At 52.9% G+C, this 15,265-nt stretch carries 16 protein-coding genes; 2 read left to right on the plus strand and 14 right to left on the minus strand.

The genetic code is table 11. The features are described 5' to 3' along the window. Positions 1–57: 57 nt before the first annotated feature. The 3 genes from CKW19_RS24145 to CKW19_RS24155 form a co-directional block, all read right to left on the minus strand. Positions 58–618, minus strand: coding sequence for an NADPH-dependent FMN reductase (locus CKW19_RS24145; RefSeq protein WP_095060454.1), 561 nt, complete (start codon positions 616–618; stop codon positions 58–60). A 156-nt stretch (positions 619–774) separates the two neighbouring features. Then, complete coding sequence (locus CKW19_RS24150) at positions 775–1,179, minus strand: nuclear transport factor 2 family protein (RefSeq protein WP_159439188.1); 405 nt, start codon at positions 1,177–1,179, stop codon at positions 775–777. 76 nt (positions 1,180–1,255) lie between these two features. Continuing rightward, entirely contained in the window at positions 1,256–2,113 is an 858-nt protein-coding gene (locus tag CKW19_RS24155) for a sugar phosphate isomerase/epimerase (protein ID WP_095060458.1), read from the minus strand. Between the two features lie 106 nt (positions 2,114–2,219). On the opposite strand from CKW19_RS24155, the gene CKW19_RS24160 reads away from it, so the two are divergent. Next, entirely contained in the window at positions 2,220–3,134 is a 915-nt protein-coding gene (locus tag CKW19_RS24160) for a LysR family transcriptional regulator (protein WP_095060460.1), read from the plus strand. A 79-nt stretch (positions 3,135–3,213) separates the two neighbouring features. Here CKW19_RS24160 and CKW19_RS24165 read toward each other — a convergent pair whose 3' ends face one another. From CKW19_RS24165 to CKW19_RS24205, 9 genes are all read right to left on the minus strand, one after another. Continuing rightward, entirely contained in the window at positions 3,214–4,008 is a 795-nt protein-coding gene (locus tag CKW19_RS24165) for an SDR family NAD(P)-dependent oxidoreductase (RefSeq protein ID WP_095060462.1), read from the minus strand. A gap of 29 nt (positions 4,009–4,037) precedes the next feature. Next, positions 4,038–5,057, minus strand: coding sequence for a sugar ABC transporter substrate-binding protein (locus CKW19_RS24170; RefSeq protein ID WP_218232134.1), 1,020 nt, complete (start codon positions 5,055–5,057; stop codon positions 4,038–4,040). A gap of 46 nt (positions 5,058–5,103) precedes the next feature. After that, a complete protein-coding gene (locus CKW19_RS24175; RefSeq protein WP_095060464.1) occupies positions 5,104–6,072 on the minus strand; it encodes an ABC transporter permease in 969 nt (322 codons plus the stop codon). Continuing rightward, positions 6,072–7,040: an ABC transporter permease gene (locus CKW19_RS24180; protein WP_160012842.1), complete on the minus strand. Its 969-nt coding sequence runs from the start codon at positions 7,038–7,040 to the stop codon at positions 6,072–6,074. Before CKW19_RS24180 ends, CKW19_RS24175 begins: the two co-directional genes overlap by 1 nt. A 56-nt stretch (positions 7,041–7,096) precedes the next feature. Continuing rightward, positions 7,097–8,602: a sugar ABC transporter ATP-binding protein gene (locus tag CKW19_RS24185; protein ID WP_095060468.1), complete on the minus strand. Its 1,506-nt coding sequence runs from the start codon at positions 8,600–8,602 to the stop codon at positions 7,097–7,099. 322 nt (positions 8,603–8,924) lie between these two features. Then, positions 8,925–10,013, minus strand: coding sequence for a Gfo/Idh/MocA family protein (locus CKW19_RS24190; RefSeq protein ID WP_095060470.1), 1,089 nt, complete (start codon positions 10,011–10,013; stop codon positions 8,925–8,927). Between the two features lie 86 nt (positions 10,014–10,099). Next, positions 10,100–10,903, minus strand: coding sequence for an SDR family NAD(P)-dependent oxidoreductase (locus CKW19_RS24195; RefSeq protein WP_090455859.1), 804 nt, complete (start codon positions 10,901–10,903; stop codon positions 10,100–10,102). 306 nt (positions 10,904–11,209) lie between these two features. Continuing rightward, the gene (locus CKW19_RS24200; RefSeq protein ID WP_095060472.1) at positions 11,210–11,515 is read right to left on the minus strand and encodes a Dabb family protein; all 306 of its coding nucleotides are present in this window, start codon (positions 11,513–11,515) and stop codon (positions 11,210–11,212) included. Positions 11,516–11,598: 83 nt separating this feature from the next. After that, positions 11,599–12,459 (minus strand): intradiol ring-cleavage dioxygenase, encoded by an 861-nt coding sequence (locus tag CKW19_RS24205; RefSeq protein ID WP_095060474.1) that lies wholly within the window; start codon positions 12,457–12,459, stop codon positions 11,599–11,601. 209 nt (positions 12,460–12,668) lie between these two features. Between CKW19_RS24205 and CKW19_RS24210 the strand changes: the two genes are divergently transcribed. Further along, a complete protein-coding gene (locus tag CKW19_RS24210; protein ID WP_095060475.1) occupies positions 12,669–13,583 on the plus strand; it encodes a LysR family transcriptional regulator in 915 nt (304 codons plus the stop codon). A gap of 67 nt (positions 13,584–13,650) precedes the next feature. On the opposite strand, the gene CKW19_RS24215 is transcribed toward CKW19_RS24210, so the two are convergent. Next, entirely contained in the window at positions 13,651–14,715 is a 1,065-nt protein-coding gene (locus tag CKW19_RS24215) for a maleylacetate reductase (protein WP_095060476.1), read from the minus strand. A gap of 93 nt (positions 14,716–14,808) precedes the next feature. Then, positions 14,809–15,192: a nuclear transport factor 2 family protein gene (locus CKW19_RS24220; protein WP_095060478.1), complete on the minus strand. Its 384-nt coding sequence runs from the start codon at positions 15,190–15,192 to the stop codon at positions 14,809–14,811. Positions 15,193–15,265 lie beyond the last annotated feature (73 nt).

Genomic DNA, 15,265 nt, shown 5'->3' on the forward strand with positions numbered 1-15,265 from the left:
TTGGGCATGGGCCCAAGCAAGGATGTGGCGAGTGGATCGCCATATCCTCACCGTCTGTTAGGCCTTTCGCTGCGAAACCATTTTGCTCAGTGCTACAAGCTGAGTGGCGATGAAGTCTCGGGTCGCGGGATCGGTGATCTGGTCATTTGCCTGATCAACCTTGCTGGGAAGTTGACCGACCATGACTTCTGGTTTGTTGAGAACCAGGGCATCGAAAAACACCAGGATCTGACGTAGGTGGTACTGCGCCCTTGCCCCGCCAATCAATCCAGGCGAACCCGTCTGGAGAGCGACAGGCTTACCAGCAAATGGTGTATCGGGAAGTCGCGAAATCCAATCCAAGGCGTTCTTCAGCACGCCGGGCACTGAGTAGTTGTACTCAGGCGTCACAATGATGACGGCATCCGCTTGTTTGATGACCTTGCCCATCTTCACTACTGGGTCGGGAAAACCATTAGCCTGAATGTCTGCATCGTAGTGTGGAATGTCACCAACAGATTCGAGTATTTCGATCGAAACGCCATCAGGTGACAGGGACTGAAGTGAGCGTGCCAGTGTGGCGTGAAACGAGGCTTTCCTCAGACTACCGAGGAGTACAACAAATCGCAGTGGTTGCATATTGAAGTCCTAATAGGTGGGTTACAGAAGGAGTCAGCTGGTTTGTTGGCCTGCTGAGCATTACTGAGCGGTTGTCGATCACGAAAGTGTGGGCCAGACGCCGTTAGTAAAAGGCACGCTCGACTCCAGTATGGTGACTCAGATCGACGCCAAAACTCATTGGGCGGCCACCGCAACTCCGTAGGTGTCTTCGAAGAAGCGGTAGCGTGTGATCAGCTCGTTGATGACTTCAAATTCGATCGCGAACTCGCTGATGATGGTTTTGCCAGTACGAATGACTTGGCACTGCAGTGATCCCAGCGCGACACCGCGTTCGTAATCGGCCATCAGCGACTTGATGTTAAATTCTTGGGGCTGCAGATAGGTTCCAAAGTCGCGATAAAACGCAGCCACCGCAGCACGGCCTCTGCGCTGGCCAACCCAAGGGGCGATGTCAGAAGCACCTGGAATGCTCCAGTCCACATCGTGGCTAAAGCACTCCGCAATGGCCTCCGGGCTTTGTCCGGACGAGATCTTTGCGAAAAGGGTGCGGATCACTTCGAGGGTTTTTTCAGTGCTCACGGTTTCGCGGCTCCGATTGAGAAAAAAGGGCGCTTTCAGCTCCGCGTGGGAGCTGAAAGCAGGTGCGACGACTGAGTTACTTGCCGAATTGGCTGATGGTCGTTTCGTAGGCGCGATTTGCCATCAGTTCCAGAGGGAGTTTGCGGTGGGTGTCGGACAACACTTCTAGACCCCACGGGCCTTCGTAGCCAGCAGCGTGAACAGCCTTGATGAATGCCGGGATGTCGAAGGTGCCGTCGCCTGGCAGGACGCGTTTGTGAATGGTGTCCATCCACAGTGGTTCGATGGCGTATTTGTGAGCGTCGTTGAGCTCGATCGACTTGATGAAGCGAGCCGGGATCTTGGTGATATCGTTAAAGTCGATGCCACCGCGCTGGAGGTGCCAAATATCGAGCAATAGACCGCCGTTTGGCTGGTTGGCGCCTTCCACGATGGCCAAAGCGGTTTCGATGGTTCGCACGTTGCTGAAAGGCATAATTTCCAGAACGACGTTGGCACCGACCTCTGCAGCCTGTTGGCTCAGCAGGGTGAACTCCTTGACCATCAAGTCGATGTCCGCAGTGTCCTCACCGATGCCAGGGCCGATCTTGATGGAGCGAGCGCCCAAAGCTTTGGCTGCTTCGAGTAGCTCCTGGCGAACCTTATCCGACTGACGACGACGTTCGCCGGTGTGATACCAGTCAACCAGGAATTCCAACTCGACATGCTTGATACCGTTCTTTTCGAGAATGGCTTTCATGGCGGGATATCCAATCTTGTCGACGGTATCCATCATGCCGTTGTGAACCAAGCCGATGCCTTTGAAGCCCGCGTTGCCCGCAGCTTTCATCCGATCTTCGAACGAGTACGGGCTGACTTCGGTGGGGCCCATCGGATAGATGTCACCTGCAATAGTCCAATACGCAGCAAGCAGTTCAATATTTTGAGTCTTCATTTCTCTGTCCTCATTAGGATTGGAATCAACGTGAGAACAGACTAAGGTAGAGCTTTGTTGCGATAAACCTCATTATGCTCCTTTCATAGTGGAGCAAAGGTAGACAATGGCACAGGTTGAACAGGCCTTAAGTGGCGTGCTGATCTTCGTTACTGCGGCGCGGGCTGGAAGCTTTACCGTCGCTGCCGACCGGCTTGGCATCACCAAGTCAGCGGTGGGGAAAAGCATCGCGAAGCTCGAAGAACGGCTCGGATGCAAACTTTTTCATCGAACGACACGAAGCTCGGGCCTGACCGTAGATGGCGAGGCCTACTTCGCAAGCTGCTCGGCTGCAGTTGATGACATCCTCGCTGCAGAGGCATCATTGACCAGCCACCAACAAACGCCCAGTGGACGCCTGAGAGTTGACCTACCTGCCGCGTACGGCAGAAGCGTTGTGCTGCCGGTGCTACTGGAAATCCTGGATGCGAATCCCGACCTCAAGTTGACGGTTACATTCACCGATGCCGTCATTGACCTGATTGAAGAGGGGATTGATCTTAGTATCCGCTTCGGGACATTGAAGGATTCCAGCGGCCTTGTAGCTCGTCGACTTACCGTGCAGAAGCAGATCATATGTGCCGCACCCAAATATCTCGCGAAGCACGGCTGCCCTGAATCTCTAGAGGAGCTGCAGAACCACAGTTGCATCGTGAACTACCGACGTGGGCAGCGGATGAGTTGGAGCGTCCTGGATGTGGACGGTGAACTCACACGCATCACTCCACCCGGTACTCATGAGGTTGGAGATGGCGATGCCATCGTTTCCATGACGGTGGCCGGCCAGGGCATTTGCCAGATGCCGAGCTCTTTAGTTCGAGATCATCTTGAGGCAGGGCGGCTCGTTCAGGTTCTTGAAAAATACAATCCAGGTGACGTGGAGATCCATGCGGTATGGCCACAGACTCGCCATTTGTTACCGAAGGTTCGACGTGTCGTGGACGAGCTGGTAGTAAGGGCTGAGCGCGGGGCGTTGGATTGAGGGAGATCTGACAAGTATGGTAACTGACTCAAACTGACGAGCACGCCAGCAGGTGAACCCCGCTGGCGTTTTCCGATTATTAGATCGAGGCGCCTTCTTCGCCAGTGCGGAAATCAAAGCTGGTGGTCAGCCCGCCATCGGCAATGATGTCCGATCCAATAAGAGCACCAGCACCATTCGACAGCAGGAACAGCCCAGCCCTTGCTACATCACGGGCAGAGGTGATGCGACCCACAGGCTGACGCTTCGCACGGGTTTTGTGGAACAGGTCAGGATCCGCTGCCGACTCTAGGTGACGTTGGAACAATCCGGCCATCATGGCACCAGGGCTCAGTACGTTCACACGGATGCCTTGTCTTGCGTGATCCAAAGCAGCAGTCCGAGCGAGTTGGCGCACTGCTGCTTTAGAAGCGTTATAGAGCGCCAGTTGTTGTTCGGCGAAACTCGCGTTTACGCTAGCAACAGCGACGATGGAGCCACCCCCAGTTTCTACCATCAATGGGATCAGCGCCTTCATTGCCAAGGCAGTACCCACCACGTTGACGTCGAAGGTGCGTAGGATCTGCGCTTTGGTATTTTCTGTCACCAACCCAACGTCCAGAATTGCCGCTGAGGTGACCAGTCCGTAGGAGTGATAACCGCTGTCTTTAAGGCGATCGACCACGGCTTGCCAAGTTGTTTCTTCCGTGACATCCCCAGACACGTGATGATAGCCGTGAGCCTCCTTTAGCTGAGCTGCGGCATCTGTAAGATCGACGCCCACGGTATATACACCGTTGTCTACGAGCAGTTGGCAGATTTCCAGACCCAGACCTGAAGCTGCACCCGAAACGGCGACAGCGTGCGGCAACTCGAACGAAATTTGTGCAGGCATTTTTTAACTCCTTTTAGACTTTATTGAGTTCAGCGGCCAACTGCGGCGTTGCACTCACTAACATTGGCTTTGGTGATAATTTGCTGGGGCAGGTAACGTACGTTCTCGGGTTTCTTGCCATTCAGCAGATCGACAACCGCCTGAGCCGCGTACGCGCCGTCCTGGACGGGTGACTGTAGAACCGTGGCGTATTGGGTGCCGGACTCGATAGCTGTCACGCCTTCAATGCTGCAGTTGCTGCCCACGAGTACGAGTTTTGAAGGATCGATGCCGGCACGTTGAGCGGCGACTATTACCCCCGCCATCATGTTGTCTGCCTGTGCATAGACGCCTTTTACCTTTGTGCCAAACTGAGTGAAAAGGGCGGACGCTGCTTCGGATGCTTTGGTCTGATCCCAATTCCCTGGTTGCGCTCCTTTGATCTGGATACCAGGTGCGTCGGCGGCAAGACCCTGCTTAAAGCCTTCCTCCCGGCCAATTTGTGGAGGCGTACCAGGTACTCCGACAACAAGGAAAACATCACCTGCCTCACCGTAGCCCTTTTCCTTGAACCCTTGCTCCATGGCTTTGGCAGCAGAGCCTCCTGAAGCTTTGTCATTCGGGCCCGTGTAGACATCCCAGAACTTGGAGTACTTCATATCCGGTAGCGAATTGGTCACCACCAGAGGGATGCCAGCCGATTTGATCTTGCGCAGAGAAGGGACAATTGCACTGGCATCCGCAGGCCAAAGTACGATGGCATCGGGACGTTCAGCGATGGCTTGATCAACCTGGCTGGCCTGTTCAGCTGGATCGAAGTTGGTAATTTTTACCTTTAGGGATATTCCCTCTTCCTGAGCCTTTTGGCGGAAGGACTGCAGGTGTCGCGAGCAGTACTCGCACTCTTCGCTAACTGTCAGCAAGATAACTTTAGCGTCCTTGGCTGCCGCGTTTGCGGGATAGCTTGTTGCCACACTAATCGTCGCTGTGGCCATCATCCATGCAGAAAAGATGGCGACCTTGTTCAAGCCTGTCAGGTGATTTTGAGCGAATGGAGTCTCAGGTTTCATATTAAAGCCTCTCTGATTTTGGTTTTTGTATGGGCTAGGGAACGGGTCACGTCTGTCGAGTTAGGCCTTTCGAACGAACGATCTGAAGCAGTGCACCTGACTTGCCGTCGATGACAACAACGACCAGTAGTAACAAGCCATTGGTCAGTAAGATCGCTGCTGAGCTTGCACCGAGCAGGCTAAGGCCATTGTTGAGAATGGTGAGGATCAGGACACCGAAGAACACGCCGCTAGGTTTGCCAATGCCACCTGCGAGCGCGACACCACCGATAATGGCTGCTGATACAGCTTGGAGAAGAAGATTGCTGCCCATGGTGGCGGATGCTGTCGCCAAACTGATCGACAGCAGAACCCCTGCGAGACCTGCACATAGCGACGACAACACGAAGGCAAACAGGTGGACTTTTCCAATGGATACTCCACATGCCCGCGCGGCTGGTGTGCTGCTGCCGGTGGCCACCATGTCCCGACCAAGCCGGGTGAATTTGAGAATTCCAGCCATGACTATGAATGCAAGGATGGTTAACAGGCTTCGTGCAGAGAAAATACCGAGGATCGAATCGTCCCAGAACGCCCCTGCATCGAAGTTGTCCGTGCTGATAATTTTTCCACCAGCCAGCCAGTAGGCGAAGCCGCTTAGTGCGATCATCGTTCCCACCGTGACTACGAGTGATGACAGTCGTAACCATACAAATACGAGCGCGTTTAGTGTGCCGACCACGAAGGCAAAAGCCATCGCAACGAACGCACCTGTCACTAAGTCATCACCGCCTACTTTCAGCGTGATCAACCCTGCAACGGCGACCATCGATCCCACACTCAAGTCGAACTCTCCAACGAGCATGGTCATCGACAAGCCAAGGGTAATGAGACCTAGAAGGGCGAAGGACTGGAGAATGGCATACGTGTTCTGAGGGCTCGCGAAGTTGTCGAGTCCTACAGCGAAAACAGCGAACAGCGCGACCGCCAGAACAAGTGGCAGATTTGCTGCCATAGAAGTGATTTGGGTTTTCATCAGCGCACCTTCCCTCGGGCAATCAAGGCAGCCACGATGACGGCCAGAACAACGACGGCACCCTTGACCATGAGTTGGATTTCAAAGGACAAACCGTGGACGAGCAGTAGATTTCCAATCAGGGCGAGAAAGATCGCACCGTAAACCGCATCGATGATTTTTCCCTGTCCGCCTCGGATCGAGATGCCGGCTACGAGCACCGCCGCGATTGCGTCGAAATCTAAGCCCGCCGCCATCTTCAGATTTCCTTGGCTGGCTTGAGAGGCAAAGAGCCCTCCGGCTAATGCTGCTGAGAAGCCAGCGACCACAAACGCAATCACTAATGTCCGAGGGACACTAATTCCGGAGTAGGCAGCAGTTATGGGGTTTAAACCAATGAGTCGCAACTCACGACCGAAGCGCGTTCTTTCGACCCAGTAGTTTGCAGCTATCGCAAAAGCCAGGAAGATGACCAGCTGGTTGGGCACGAGCGAGGCGAACTTCCCGATACCAAGCCAAGAAGCATCGCCCTTGCCAATAACCGTCATGCCACCCGAGACATATGAACCAATGCCCATCACGATAGAGGCCACTGCAATCGTCGCAATGATCGGGTTTACACGTGCGGCACCGACTACCAGCCCCTGGATGGAGCCGATTACAATACCGAGCACGCTGACGGACAGAAGGGCTACCGGAAGGCCGAAGTGAAGAGTGCTCGCGAACACGATCGTCGAGAGCGCAGCTGTCGCCGCCATCGAAAGCATGAACAGGTTGCCGCTCAAGGTGATGAACGCCATGCCAACAGCAGCAATACCTATCGCAGAGACCGAATACATAATGGCGCTAAGGTTGGCAGGGGTAAGGAAATTATCGACCGAAAAATAGCCCCATATGATCAGAAGCAACGACACCGCCTTGATGCCATTAACCTGAATTCTGTCTCCTTGAACAGACTGCTTTATTAGATCCCCGATGACTGAGGTCATTTTTTGCGTCCTCGATGGCGTGGTCGACGCAAGATGTGAGGCGTCACGTGCTTGTCTCATGCGATTTTCTCCTCGCCATGCCCGTGAAGGATGTCCATCAGGATTGTGGTCATTGAGCAATGCTCGATCATCCGGTCATTAACCATTTCCCCTCTGAAGACGGTTATGACCCGGTCTGCCAGTTCCAGGACTTCTTCGAAGTCGGTAGAGAAGAAAACTACTGTGAGTCCGGTAGCTGCCATCGAGCGAAGTTGGGCGTAGATTTCGGCTCTTGCACCGATGTCCACGCCACGAGTTGGCTCATTCAAAATGAGGATTTTTGGTGAGATTGCGGCGGCTTTGGCCATGGCAACCTTTTGTTGGTTGCCTCCGCTCAAGCTCGATACCTTGCTGTTTATGCGTTTAGTGTCGATCGTGAAGCGCTTCATCAGCTCATGGGCCGCATTGCGTTCAAGTGCATTTTCAAGCCGACCAAAGCGCGTCAATTGATTGAGGATCGAAGCAGTCGAGTTTTGTCCGATACTGGCCTCAAGAAAGACACCTTTGCCGGCGCGGTCTTCCGGTACATAAGCGATGCCCTGGGAGATAGCCTTTCGAGGGGACTGTATGTCGACCTGCTGACTATCGATCGACAGTTTGCCAGTGTGCGATCGGACTCCGGCAATCGCCTCTACCAAACGATCAGCACCCGATCCCAGTTGACCTACTACGCCGAGAATCTCGCCAGCTGGAACTGTCAGGTTAAGTGGCTGGCAGGCGTTTGGTACGCCGAAGCCGTCGAGATTGAGTCTCGCGACGTGCGCGTGCGGATTGATCGCTCCAAGCGTCGTGCGGCGCTCGACCTCATGCCCTACCATCGCAAACACCAGCGAGTCTGTAGTCATCTCAGAAGTGGGAGCAGTGAGGATCCGCTCACCGCTACGGAAGACTGTAATTCGATCAGTCAGATCGAAGACTTCATTCAGACGATGGCTGATGAATACCACCGTAGTCCCCTGATCACGAAGCCAGCGGACAGCCGTGAACACACGGGCAATTTCGCTTTCTGCCAAAGTCGCAGTGGGCTCATCGAGGATCAGGATTTTAGCGCCATGGAGCACGCAACGAGCGATCTCCACCAGTTGCCGCTCCGCGAGGGAGAGTTCGGAGGCCGATTGATTCAGCGAGATATGAGATAAGCCAATGGAGTCGAGCTGACGTCGAACGTCAGTTTTGAAGCGGCGCCTTAGGTAGATATGGCCTACTCGAGTATTGCCCATGAGCACATTGTCCAGCACGGATAGCGCTGGAATGATGGACAGCTCTTGGTGGACGATGGATATACATGAAGGGTCGGTGCGTCGCCCAAGCCGGAGGGCCGCTCCGTCGAACAGTATCTGCCCTGCCGTTGGCTCCACCAAACCGCCGAGAATCTTCACTAGCGTGCTTTTTCCGGCTCCATTTTCGCCGCAAAGACCGTGTATCTCTCCAGCATCCAGTTCAAAGTCAACAGACTTCAAGGCTGTAATGCCGCCATAGGTTTTACGTAGTCCAATTACCTGGACAATTTTCTGAAACTGCATGGCTGAGCCCTGTCATTGTTATGATTGTGAACAGTTTTCTATTAGCAGTGAGACTAAGCGCTGAGCGCTGGATAGATATATTCAATTAGTACTTATCTGTTCCTCGATTTAGCACCTGTAAGTTCATCAAAACACAGTCTTCACAGGAGAAAAATGCAGGGTGTGGAATTCATTTTTTCTTCTGTGAAGAAATCAAGTTAGTGTCCCGGAGACAGCTGGCAGGGCTTTATCTTGCTAGGTCGAGAACCTGTAGAGGCATATTGCGGTTTTAAATCGTTTGGCTGTGTTGCCCAAGAAAAATCCGGGCAACCAGCGATAAATTTCAGCTCAGAGGAATTTCTTGTCCACGAAGCTCAGAAGATTTGAAGAGAGCTTCTAGAATCACGTTGATGTTATGTGCCTGGCTTGCCGGAACTTGAGAAGGCAGACCTTCTCGCAAGGATTTGACGAAAGCGGCTGCTTCTCGGTCAAAATAAACTGGGTTGCCAATCTCAGCAATTTCTGGCGAATAAACTGTTTTGCGCACCGCCCAGACCTCTGGAAAGCTTGTTTCATTCCAGTGTGTCCAACCCTGTGCGTGTCCGATTTTTCCGTCATGGTAGAGCTTGTAAGATGCAGGCATAGGCGTTGAATGCATCACGCCATGAGTGCCGTAAGCGGTGATATCCCAGCTTTCTGTCCAAGGCATGGGATCCCAGGACATGAAGTCGATTGTCACGACCTTATCGTCATAGTTCAGTACTGCTGCGGCCGCGTCTTCACGTGCCGAGTCGCTCATTTGTCCTTGGAATTTAGAGATTCGAGCATTGACCGACTTGGGCATGCCGAAATGCAGGAGAATGCGGTCGATCGTATGGCATCCGATTACGTAAAAGGCGCCACCAAGATCACCTGATTGCTTCATGTGGTTCGTATCGGCCTCGTCATGTGAGCATCCGGCATGAGCTCGTACCTGAAGTACCTTGCCGATCTCTCCGCTCTGGATAACCTGCTGCATTTTCTCCACCGAAGGTGAGAATCTCCAGCAATATCCAACCTGGAACAGGTTGCCAGTGCGCTCCACTACTTCAACAATGCGGGATGTGTCTTCTGATCGGCGACCAGCTGGCTTTTCGCAGAGTACGGCTTTCCCTGCTTCGAGTGCCTCAATCGCCCAGTCAGCCATCAGATAGCTTTTCGGATGCACTAAGACGATGTGTACATTTGGATCGCTTAGGATTTCCGCCTTGCTGCGCGCTTGTAACCCGAGTGCGTCCACGAACGGTTCTAACAAGGGGCTGTCATCGTACGCCCCAAGAAACGCCACGTTTGGCATACGCTGAAAAGCCTTCACTCGGCCGGAAGTGTGCGGATGAGTGATGCCTAAGCAAGCTACTCCTAGCTTGGAGTCTTCGTTGAATTTTTGTGGCATGTTGGATTCCTCGATGTGTGCATTTCGCTCCGTCCTTTAAGTGACGGAGCATTTTCATTCCATTGAGTCTCGCCTGTGAGTTCAGATCAGATCACTGAGCGGATGCTGCCACCATCGACTCCCCAGACACTTGATGTCACGAAAGAGGCGAGATCGGATGCCATGAAGACAATGACATTTGCAACTTCCTCCGGTGTGCCTAAGCGATCGAGCGGGAGTTGGCGCAGGGAAAGCTCGTGCTGGACAGCCGCCTGGGGTTCCATGCCATGAACTTTGCCCATCGTTTCGGCAAAACCGCCTGATTTAGTCCAGAACGGAGTCCAGATCGGGCCTGGCGCTACTGCATTTACGCGAATATGCGGGCCTTCGCTGCGAGCTAGACCTTTTGTGACGGCCAATACCGCTGCCTTCGACGCGGCATAATCCAGTGGGCAAGGCTCAGGCTGCCTTGCTAGGTCGGAGGCGTTATTAATTATCACGCCACTTTTTTGAGTCCGCATGATCGGCAGGACTTTGCGGCATGCCCGGACATAACTCATGAAGTTGAGTTGCATGGTTGCTTCCCAGTCTTCGTCCGTAAGGTCATCGAACATTCGCACCGCGCCAGAGCCGACGTTGTTCACGAGAACATCGACTTTGCCGTTATAGGCCGCGAGGACGCGGTCGATTCCGTCGTTCACACCAGTCAAGGTGCTCAGGTCGGCTTTAGCAACCGCTACCGTGGCTCCCAACGCTTCACCTTCAGATTTCAGTTCTGAGAGGGCCTCAGCATCCCAATCTAGCAATGCCAGATGGCTACCTTCAGCGGCAAACGCAAGTGCAGTTGATCGGCCAATGCCTTTAGCTGCGCCGGTAATCAGAACGACTTTGCCAGCAAGGTTTGTTTTCATAATTGGATACCTTCTTCCGAGTCGATGGGGGAGATCAAACGTCTTTCAGGAGTGTAAATATCGGTCTCGCTATGGGAGCTTTACGACATTGCTCCGTACGTGTAAGTAGGGGACGATACGATCGTGGTGTCTAGAGGCAAAGCCCTACTCATTGCCGCTTTGTGCGCAGCACTGTTGCGAGAGATGATGGTGATGAAAAGCTCGTGGGGGGGCGTGCTGTTTGTTCACGTTACTGTTCCTCATTCTTTTTATTTTAAATGGAGAAACTAAGGGGAAATGTTTTCAAATGTCTGAAAGCATTAGTGTCTAGATAAAGTAGTCAACTTGATGCCTCGCGATACGAAGATTACCGAGCTCTTCTCGTACTCGCAGATGCGCGGGGTGACTTGCATATCCCTCCAGTGCTTCCACTGAATCAAACTCTGAGTATAGAACCACATCACATGCATAATCGATCTTGCTGAAATCGACTCCGATTTCCAAAGTTCGCAAGCCGGGAATCTCTGTTCTAATTCCTTCGAATGCCGATTTCAGTTTTTCGATATTGCTGGAACGCTCTACTTCACTTTCACCGCGCAGATTCCACATGACGATGTGTTTGACCGGTTGCATATTCCTCTCCGAGGTAAATTGGTAAACAGATGAAAAGGGCTACAATGCCATGCAGACCTTATATTCAACTGAGCGCCGCGCGGCTATGCGTGGTGCAGAATAAAGTCGAACTCCAGGGTGTAGTACTGTGAGTCGATTTGGTTGCCGTAAGGGTCTAGTCCGCTTTCGTGGGGAACCCATTCGGCAATAAGCGAAGAGCGAACGCCGAACACAGCATCCGAGTCCAGATAGTCGCCTCCTTCACGAAATACATGAGTGACGAGTCGCTGGAAGCCTGGAGCTGTGATCATGAAATGCAGATGGGCCGGACGCCATGGATGACGATTTAAGGTTTCCAGCATTTTGCCGACTGGGCCATCGTGTGGGATTGGATAACAATCCGGTACGATCGTCCTGAACTGATAGTGGCCTTCCGCGTTTGCTTGGAGTATTGCCCGGCCATGGTGGGCTTCTAAGCCTGGCTTCTGTACATCATAGAAACCGGCATCGTCAGCCTGCCACACCTCAATTTTGGCATGGGGAATTGGGGTTCCGTCAGCGGCTTGCACCTTCCCTTTGACGAACCACGGAGTGCCTGGCAGGCCGCTGCTTATATTTGCTCCCAAATCAAACTGAGGGGCGTCAGCTACGTGAAATGGGCCAAATACAGTAGCTTCAGTACACCCGGCAGGTTTCTTGTGGTTCTGCGCAGTGACTAAGGTAGACAGGCCCAAAGTGTCAGAAAGCAGGATGAACTCTTGACGGGTCGAGGTGCAGATTTGACCGACAGCAGTGAGAAATTCAATGCCTTTTTCCCACTCTTGCTCGGTCAACTGAGTCTCGCGTGCAAATGCATGAAGATGTTGTACGAGAGACGTCATTATCTCATGAAGCCGACGATCTTCCGTACCCGCGTTACGGGCCAGTACGGCCTGCGTGATTGTCTGCTCATCTAAATTTCGCATGGTTGCACCCTGTGTTCTTATTTGTGGTGGGAAATGGGGTAAACACCCTGATTTCTCCTTCGGAAAGCTGCTCGGCTCCCTGTAGTCCAAAAGCCTATTCCCGAATCTATGCAGCTACGCTAAAGTGCTGATAGATGGAATAAAATACTAAAAATGAAAATCTTTCTTTCACCAGTGAAAAAGTCGTCCAAATTCTGGGAAATGAGCTGATGGATCGATTCACCGAACTTGAACTATTCGTCAATACCGCGGAACTGGGAACGCTGAGCAAAGCCGCAGAGAAGCTCGACATCTCGAATGCAGCCGCAAGCAGACACCTTGCTGCCTTGGAAAACAGGCTGAAGGTTCGTTTGATAGAACGAAATACACGGCGCTTGTCGCTTACAAATGCGGGCCATGATTTCTACGCACGATGCAAAAGCGTCCTTGCCGAACTCAGTGAGGCAGAGGCGACAGTGAGCGCCGCGCTGATCGAGCCGACAGGTACTCTGACGATTACTGCAACGATCTCTTTTGCCATGCTGCACATTGCGCCGCTTGTTCCTGAGTTTCAGCGCCTGTATCCCAGAATTAAGGTAAAGATCGTTGGGGCGAACCGCTATTACGACATTATCGATAGCGAAATCGACTTGGCGATCCGTACACGTGAGTTCGAGGCGGACTCCAGCATCACTATTCGTAAACTGGCAGAAACAAGGAGGGTACTGGCTGCATCACCAAAATACCTCCAACGCAAAGGAGTTCCCGCGTCGGTTGAAGACCTCGCAGATCACGATTTGTTGATTTACAGCCTCGCGAATCATCCGGAAATGATGGAGTTCACTAAGGGTTCTGAGCGACGGAGTGTCAAAATACAACCCGCCCTGGAAACTAATGACGGACAGATTGTTCGTGCAGCTGCTCTGGCTGGGGCAGGGATTCTGGTGCAGCCCAAATACATTATCTATGATGATCTGGTCGCGGGCAGATTGGTACCAGTTTTAGACGATTGGGATCTTCCCCGGCTGATTATCAACTTGGCGTTTCAGGATCGGCGTCACATGCCGGCCAAGACGAGACTCTTCATTGATTTTCTGTTGGATCACTTCAAGCGTAAAGAGTACGAGCGCTACTGGACTCGATAAAAAACCTCGGCCACCGTTATGAGTGAACCGAGGAAAAAACCTGTATTAGATGACGTCGATCGCCGTTTTAGTTGGGCCTTTTGCCCTCGTAAGCATTTTGAAGCAGCTGGCGAATACCATCGCGTTCGATGGGACGTGGGTTCCAGTATGGATTAGACAGTGCGATGTCGGTCGCACGGTCAAGGTCAGCTTCTGTCAGGCCCAGTTCACGTAGCGTCATCGGAGCGCCAAGCTTCTCAGCCAGGTCGTACAATGCACCACCAGCGGAGTTATGTTTTACGCCGAGCGCCCGAATAATTCGAGCGGCTGCATCCGGTGCTGCGCTGGCGTTGTAGGCAATTGCATGGGGTAGCACGACAGTGTGAGTTTGAGCGTGAGGCAGGTTAAAGCTGCCACCCAGCGTATGACACAACTTATGATGCAGTGCCATTCCGACGTTCCCTAGCACTGTGCTACATAGCCAAGCACCGTATAGGCAATCACTACGGGCTTCGAGATCATCGGGCGTCCTGACTATTTGATCCAGGCCTTCAGCCATCGCACGAATACCTTCTTCCGCGATAAGAGACATGACGGGATTGCCGTCCTGGGCGTACAAGCCCTCCGCCGCATGGGCAATAGCATTCATGCCACTCATCACCGACATTCCAACAGGCAGGGTTGCCGAAAGCTCGGGGTCGTAAATGACTGTCTTGGGAAGGACGCGTGGATCCTTGCCTGTTTTTTTGATGCCGTTTTCGGTGAGCCCATAGACTGGTGTCATTTCTGATCCAGCATATGTTGTAGGGATCGCTAGAATCGGCAACCCAGACTCAAGCGCGATGGCTTTCCCGAGACCTGTGGTCGATCCGCCACCGATGGCAACTGCGCAATCAGCTCCCAACTCCTTAGCAATTTCCCTGGCTTCGCGCGCCGTCTCAATCGGTACATGCATTACTGCTTTGTCGAAGATACCTGCAGCACGAGTGCCAAGGATTTCCGCTATGCGCTCAGCCTGATCACGTTGTTCCGGTGTGGAAAGAATAAGTGCGCGACGTGACTCCAGCCGATCAATCTCGGCTTCAAGTTGCTGGAGGGATCCTTTGCCAAAAATCACTCTGGCGGGCAGGCCGGTATAGGTGAAGTTTTTCATGATGTTGATTTGGTTCCTATGGGTGAGGGAAGGCGCAGAGCAAGCGTTCTAGCATGTCGCCTATCGCGTCGTTCTCGCTGTTAAGAGCAGGGGTTAGCTCGGAATTGGGGTCGGCTGATAGGCAATTAGCTTCCACTCACCGTCGCGTTGCTCCCAAACTGCGAGAGCCTTATTGCGAAGCGTTTTTTGGATACCACCAGCGGTGATTTCGCCATTCATTTCGCCGAACACAAGAGCGATATCACCGACTACTTTGATGGCTTGAATCGGGTGGTCTATCGAGTGGTAGATGTAGAAACCGCCCAGGCATTTGTCGAGGTAGCTTTGAAGCGTATCGACGACCCCGCTGGAATGGGCATAGCTAAGGTCGGGATGTGCGAGCGCGCGGAATGCCTCGAAATCGCCCGCCAAGATGGCGTTGTAGCGCTTGTCTTCGAGTGCGCGAATCAGATCTTCAGTTTCATTATGGTTGTTCATGCTCGGCCTCTTTCGTATGGCGGGGCATAGGGCGGAAATCGAAAATGCCCCGCTGGGCGTTACCTTCAGACTT

The sequence above is a fragment of the Pseudomonas sp. Irchel s3f7 genome, from assembly GCF_900187615.1.
Lineage (GTDB): Bacteria > Pseudomonadota > Gammaproteobacteria > Pseudomonadales > Pseudomonadaceae > Aquipseudomonas.

What these genes read in the sequence shown, in the direction of transcription:
- CKW19_RS24175 (WP_095060464.1), bottom strand. Translation starts at nt 6,072, where the DNA reads ATGAAAACCCAAATCACTTCTATGGCAGCAAATCTGCCACTTGTTCTG.
- CKW19_RS24170 (WP_218232134.1), bottom strand. Translation starts at nt 5,057, where the DNA reads ATGAAACCTGAGACTCCATTCGCTCAAAATCACCTGACAGGCTTGAAC.
- CKW19_RS24180 (WP_160012842.1), bottom strand. Translation starts at nt 7,040, where the DNA reads ATGACCTCAGTCATCGGGGATCTAATAAAGCAGTCTGTTCAAGGAGAC.
- CKW19_RS24205 (WP_095060474.1), bottom strand. Translation starts at nt 12,459, where the DNA reads ATGCGAAATTTAGATGAGCAGACAATCACGCAGGCCGTACTGGCCCGT.
- CKW19_RS24155 (WP_095060458.1), bottom strand. Translation starts at nt 2,113, where the DNA reads ATGAAGACTCAAAATATTGAACTGCTTGCTGCGTATTGGACTATTGCA.
- CKW19_RS24215 (WP_095060476.1), bottom strand. Translation starts at nt 14,715, where the DNA reads ATGAAAAACTTCACCTATACCGGCCTGCCCGCCAGAGTGATTTTTGGC.
- CKW19_RS24145 (WP_095060454.1), bottom strand. Translation starts at nt 618, where the DNA reads ATGCAACCACTGCGATTTGTTGTACTCCTCGGTAGTCTGAGGAAAGCC.
- CKW19_RS24190 (WP_095060470.1), bottom strand. Translation starts at nt 10,013, where the DNA reads ATGCCACAAAAATTCAACGAAGACTCCAAGCTAGGAGTAGCTTGCTTA.
- CKW19_RS24165 (WP_095060462.1), bottom strand. Translation starts at nt 4,008, where the DNA reads ATGCCTGCACAAATTTCGTTCGAGTTGCCGCACGCTGTCGCCGTTTCG.
- CKW19_RS24220 (WP_095060478.1), bottom strand. Translation starts at nt 15,192, where the DNA reads ATGAACAACCATAATGAAACTGAAGATCTGATTCGCGCACTCGAAGAC.
- CKW19_RS24160 (WP_095060460.1), top strand. Translation starts at nt 2,220, where the DNA reads ATGGCACAGGTTGAACAGGCCTTAAGTGGCGTGCTGATCTTCGTTACT.
- CKW19_RS24185 (WP_095060468.1), bottom strand. Translation starts at nt 8,602, where the DNA reads ATGCAGTTTCAGAAAATTGTCCAGGTAATTGGACTACGTAAAACCTAT.
- CKW19_RS24210 (WP_095060475.1), top strand. Translation starts at nt 12,669, where the DNA reads ATGGATCGATTCACCGAACTTGAACTATTCGTCAATACCGCGGAACTG.
- CKW19_RS24200 (WP_095060472.1), bottom strand. Translation starts at nt 11,515, where the DNA reads ATGCAACCGGTCAAACACATCGTCATGTGGAATCTGCGCGGTGAAAGT.
- CKW19_RS24195 (WP_090455859.1), bottom strand. Translation starts at nt 10,903, where the DNA reads ATGAAAACAAACCTTGCTGGCAAAGTCGTTCTGATTACCGGCGCAGCT.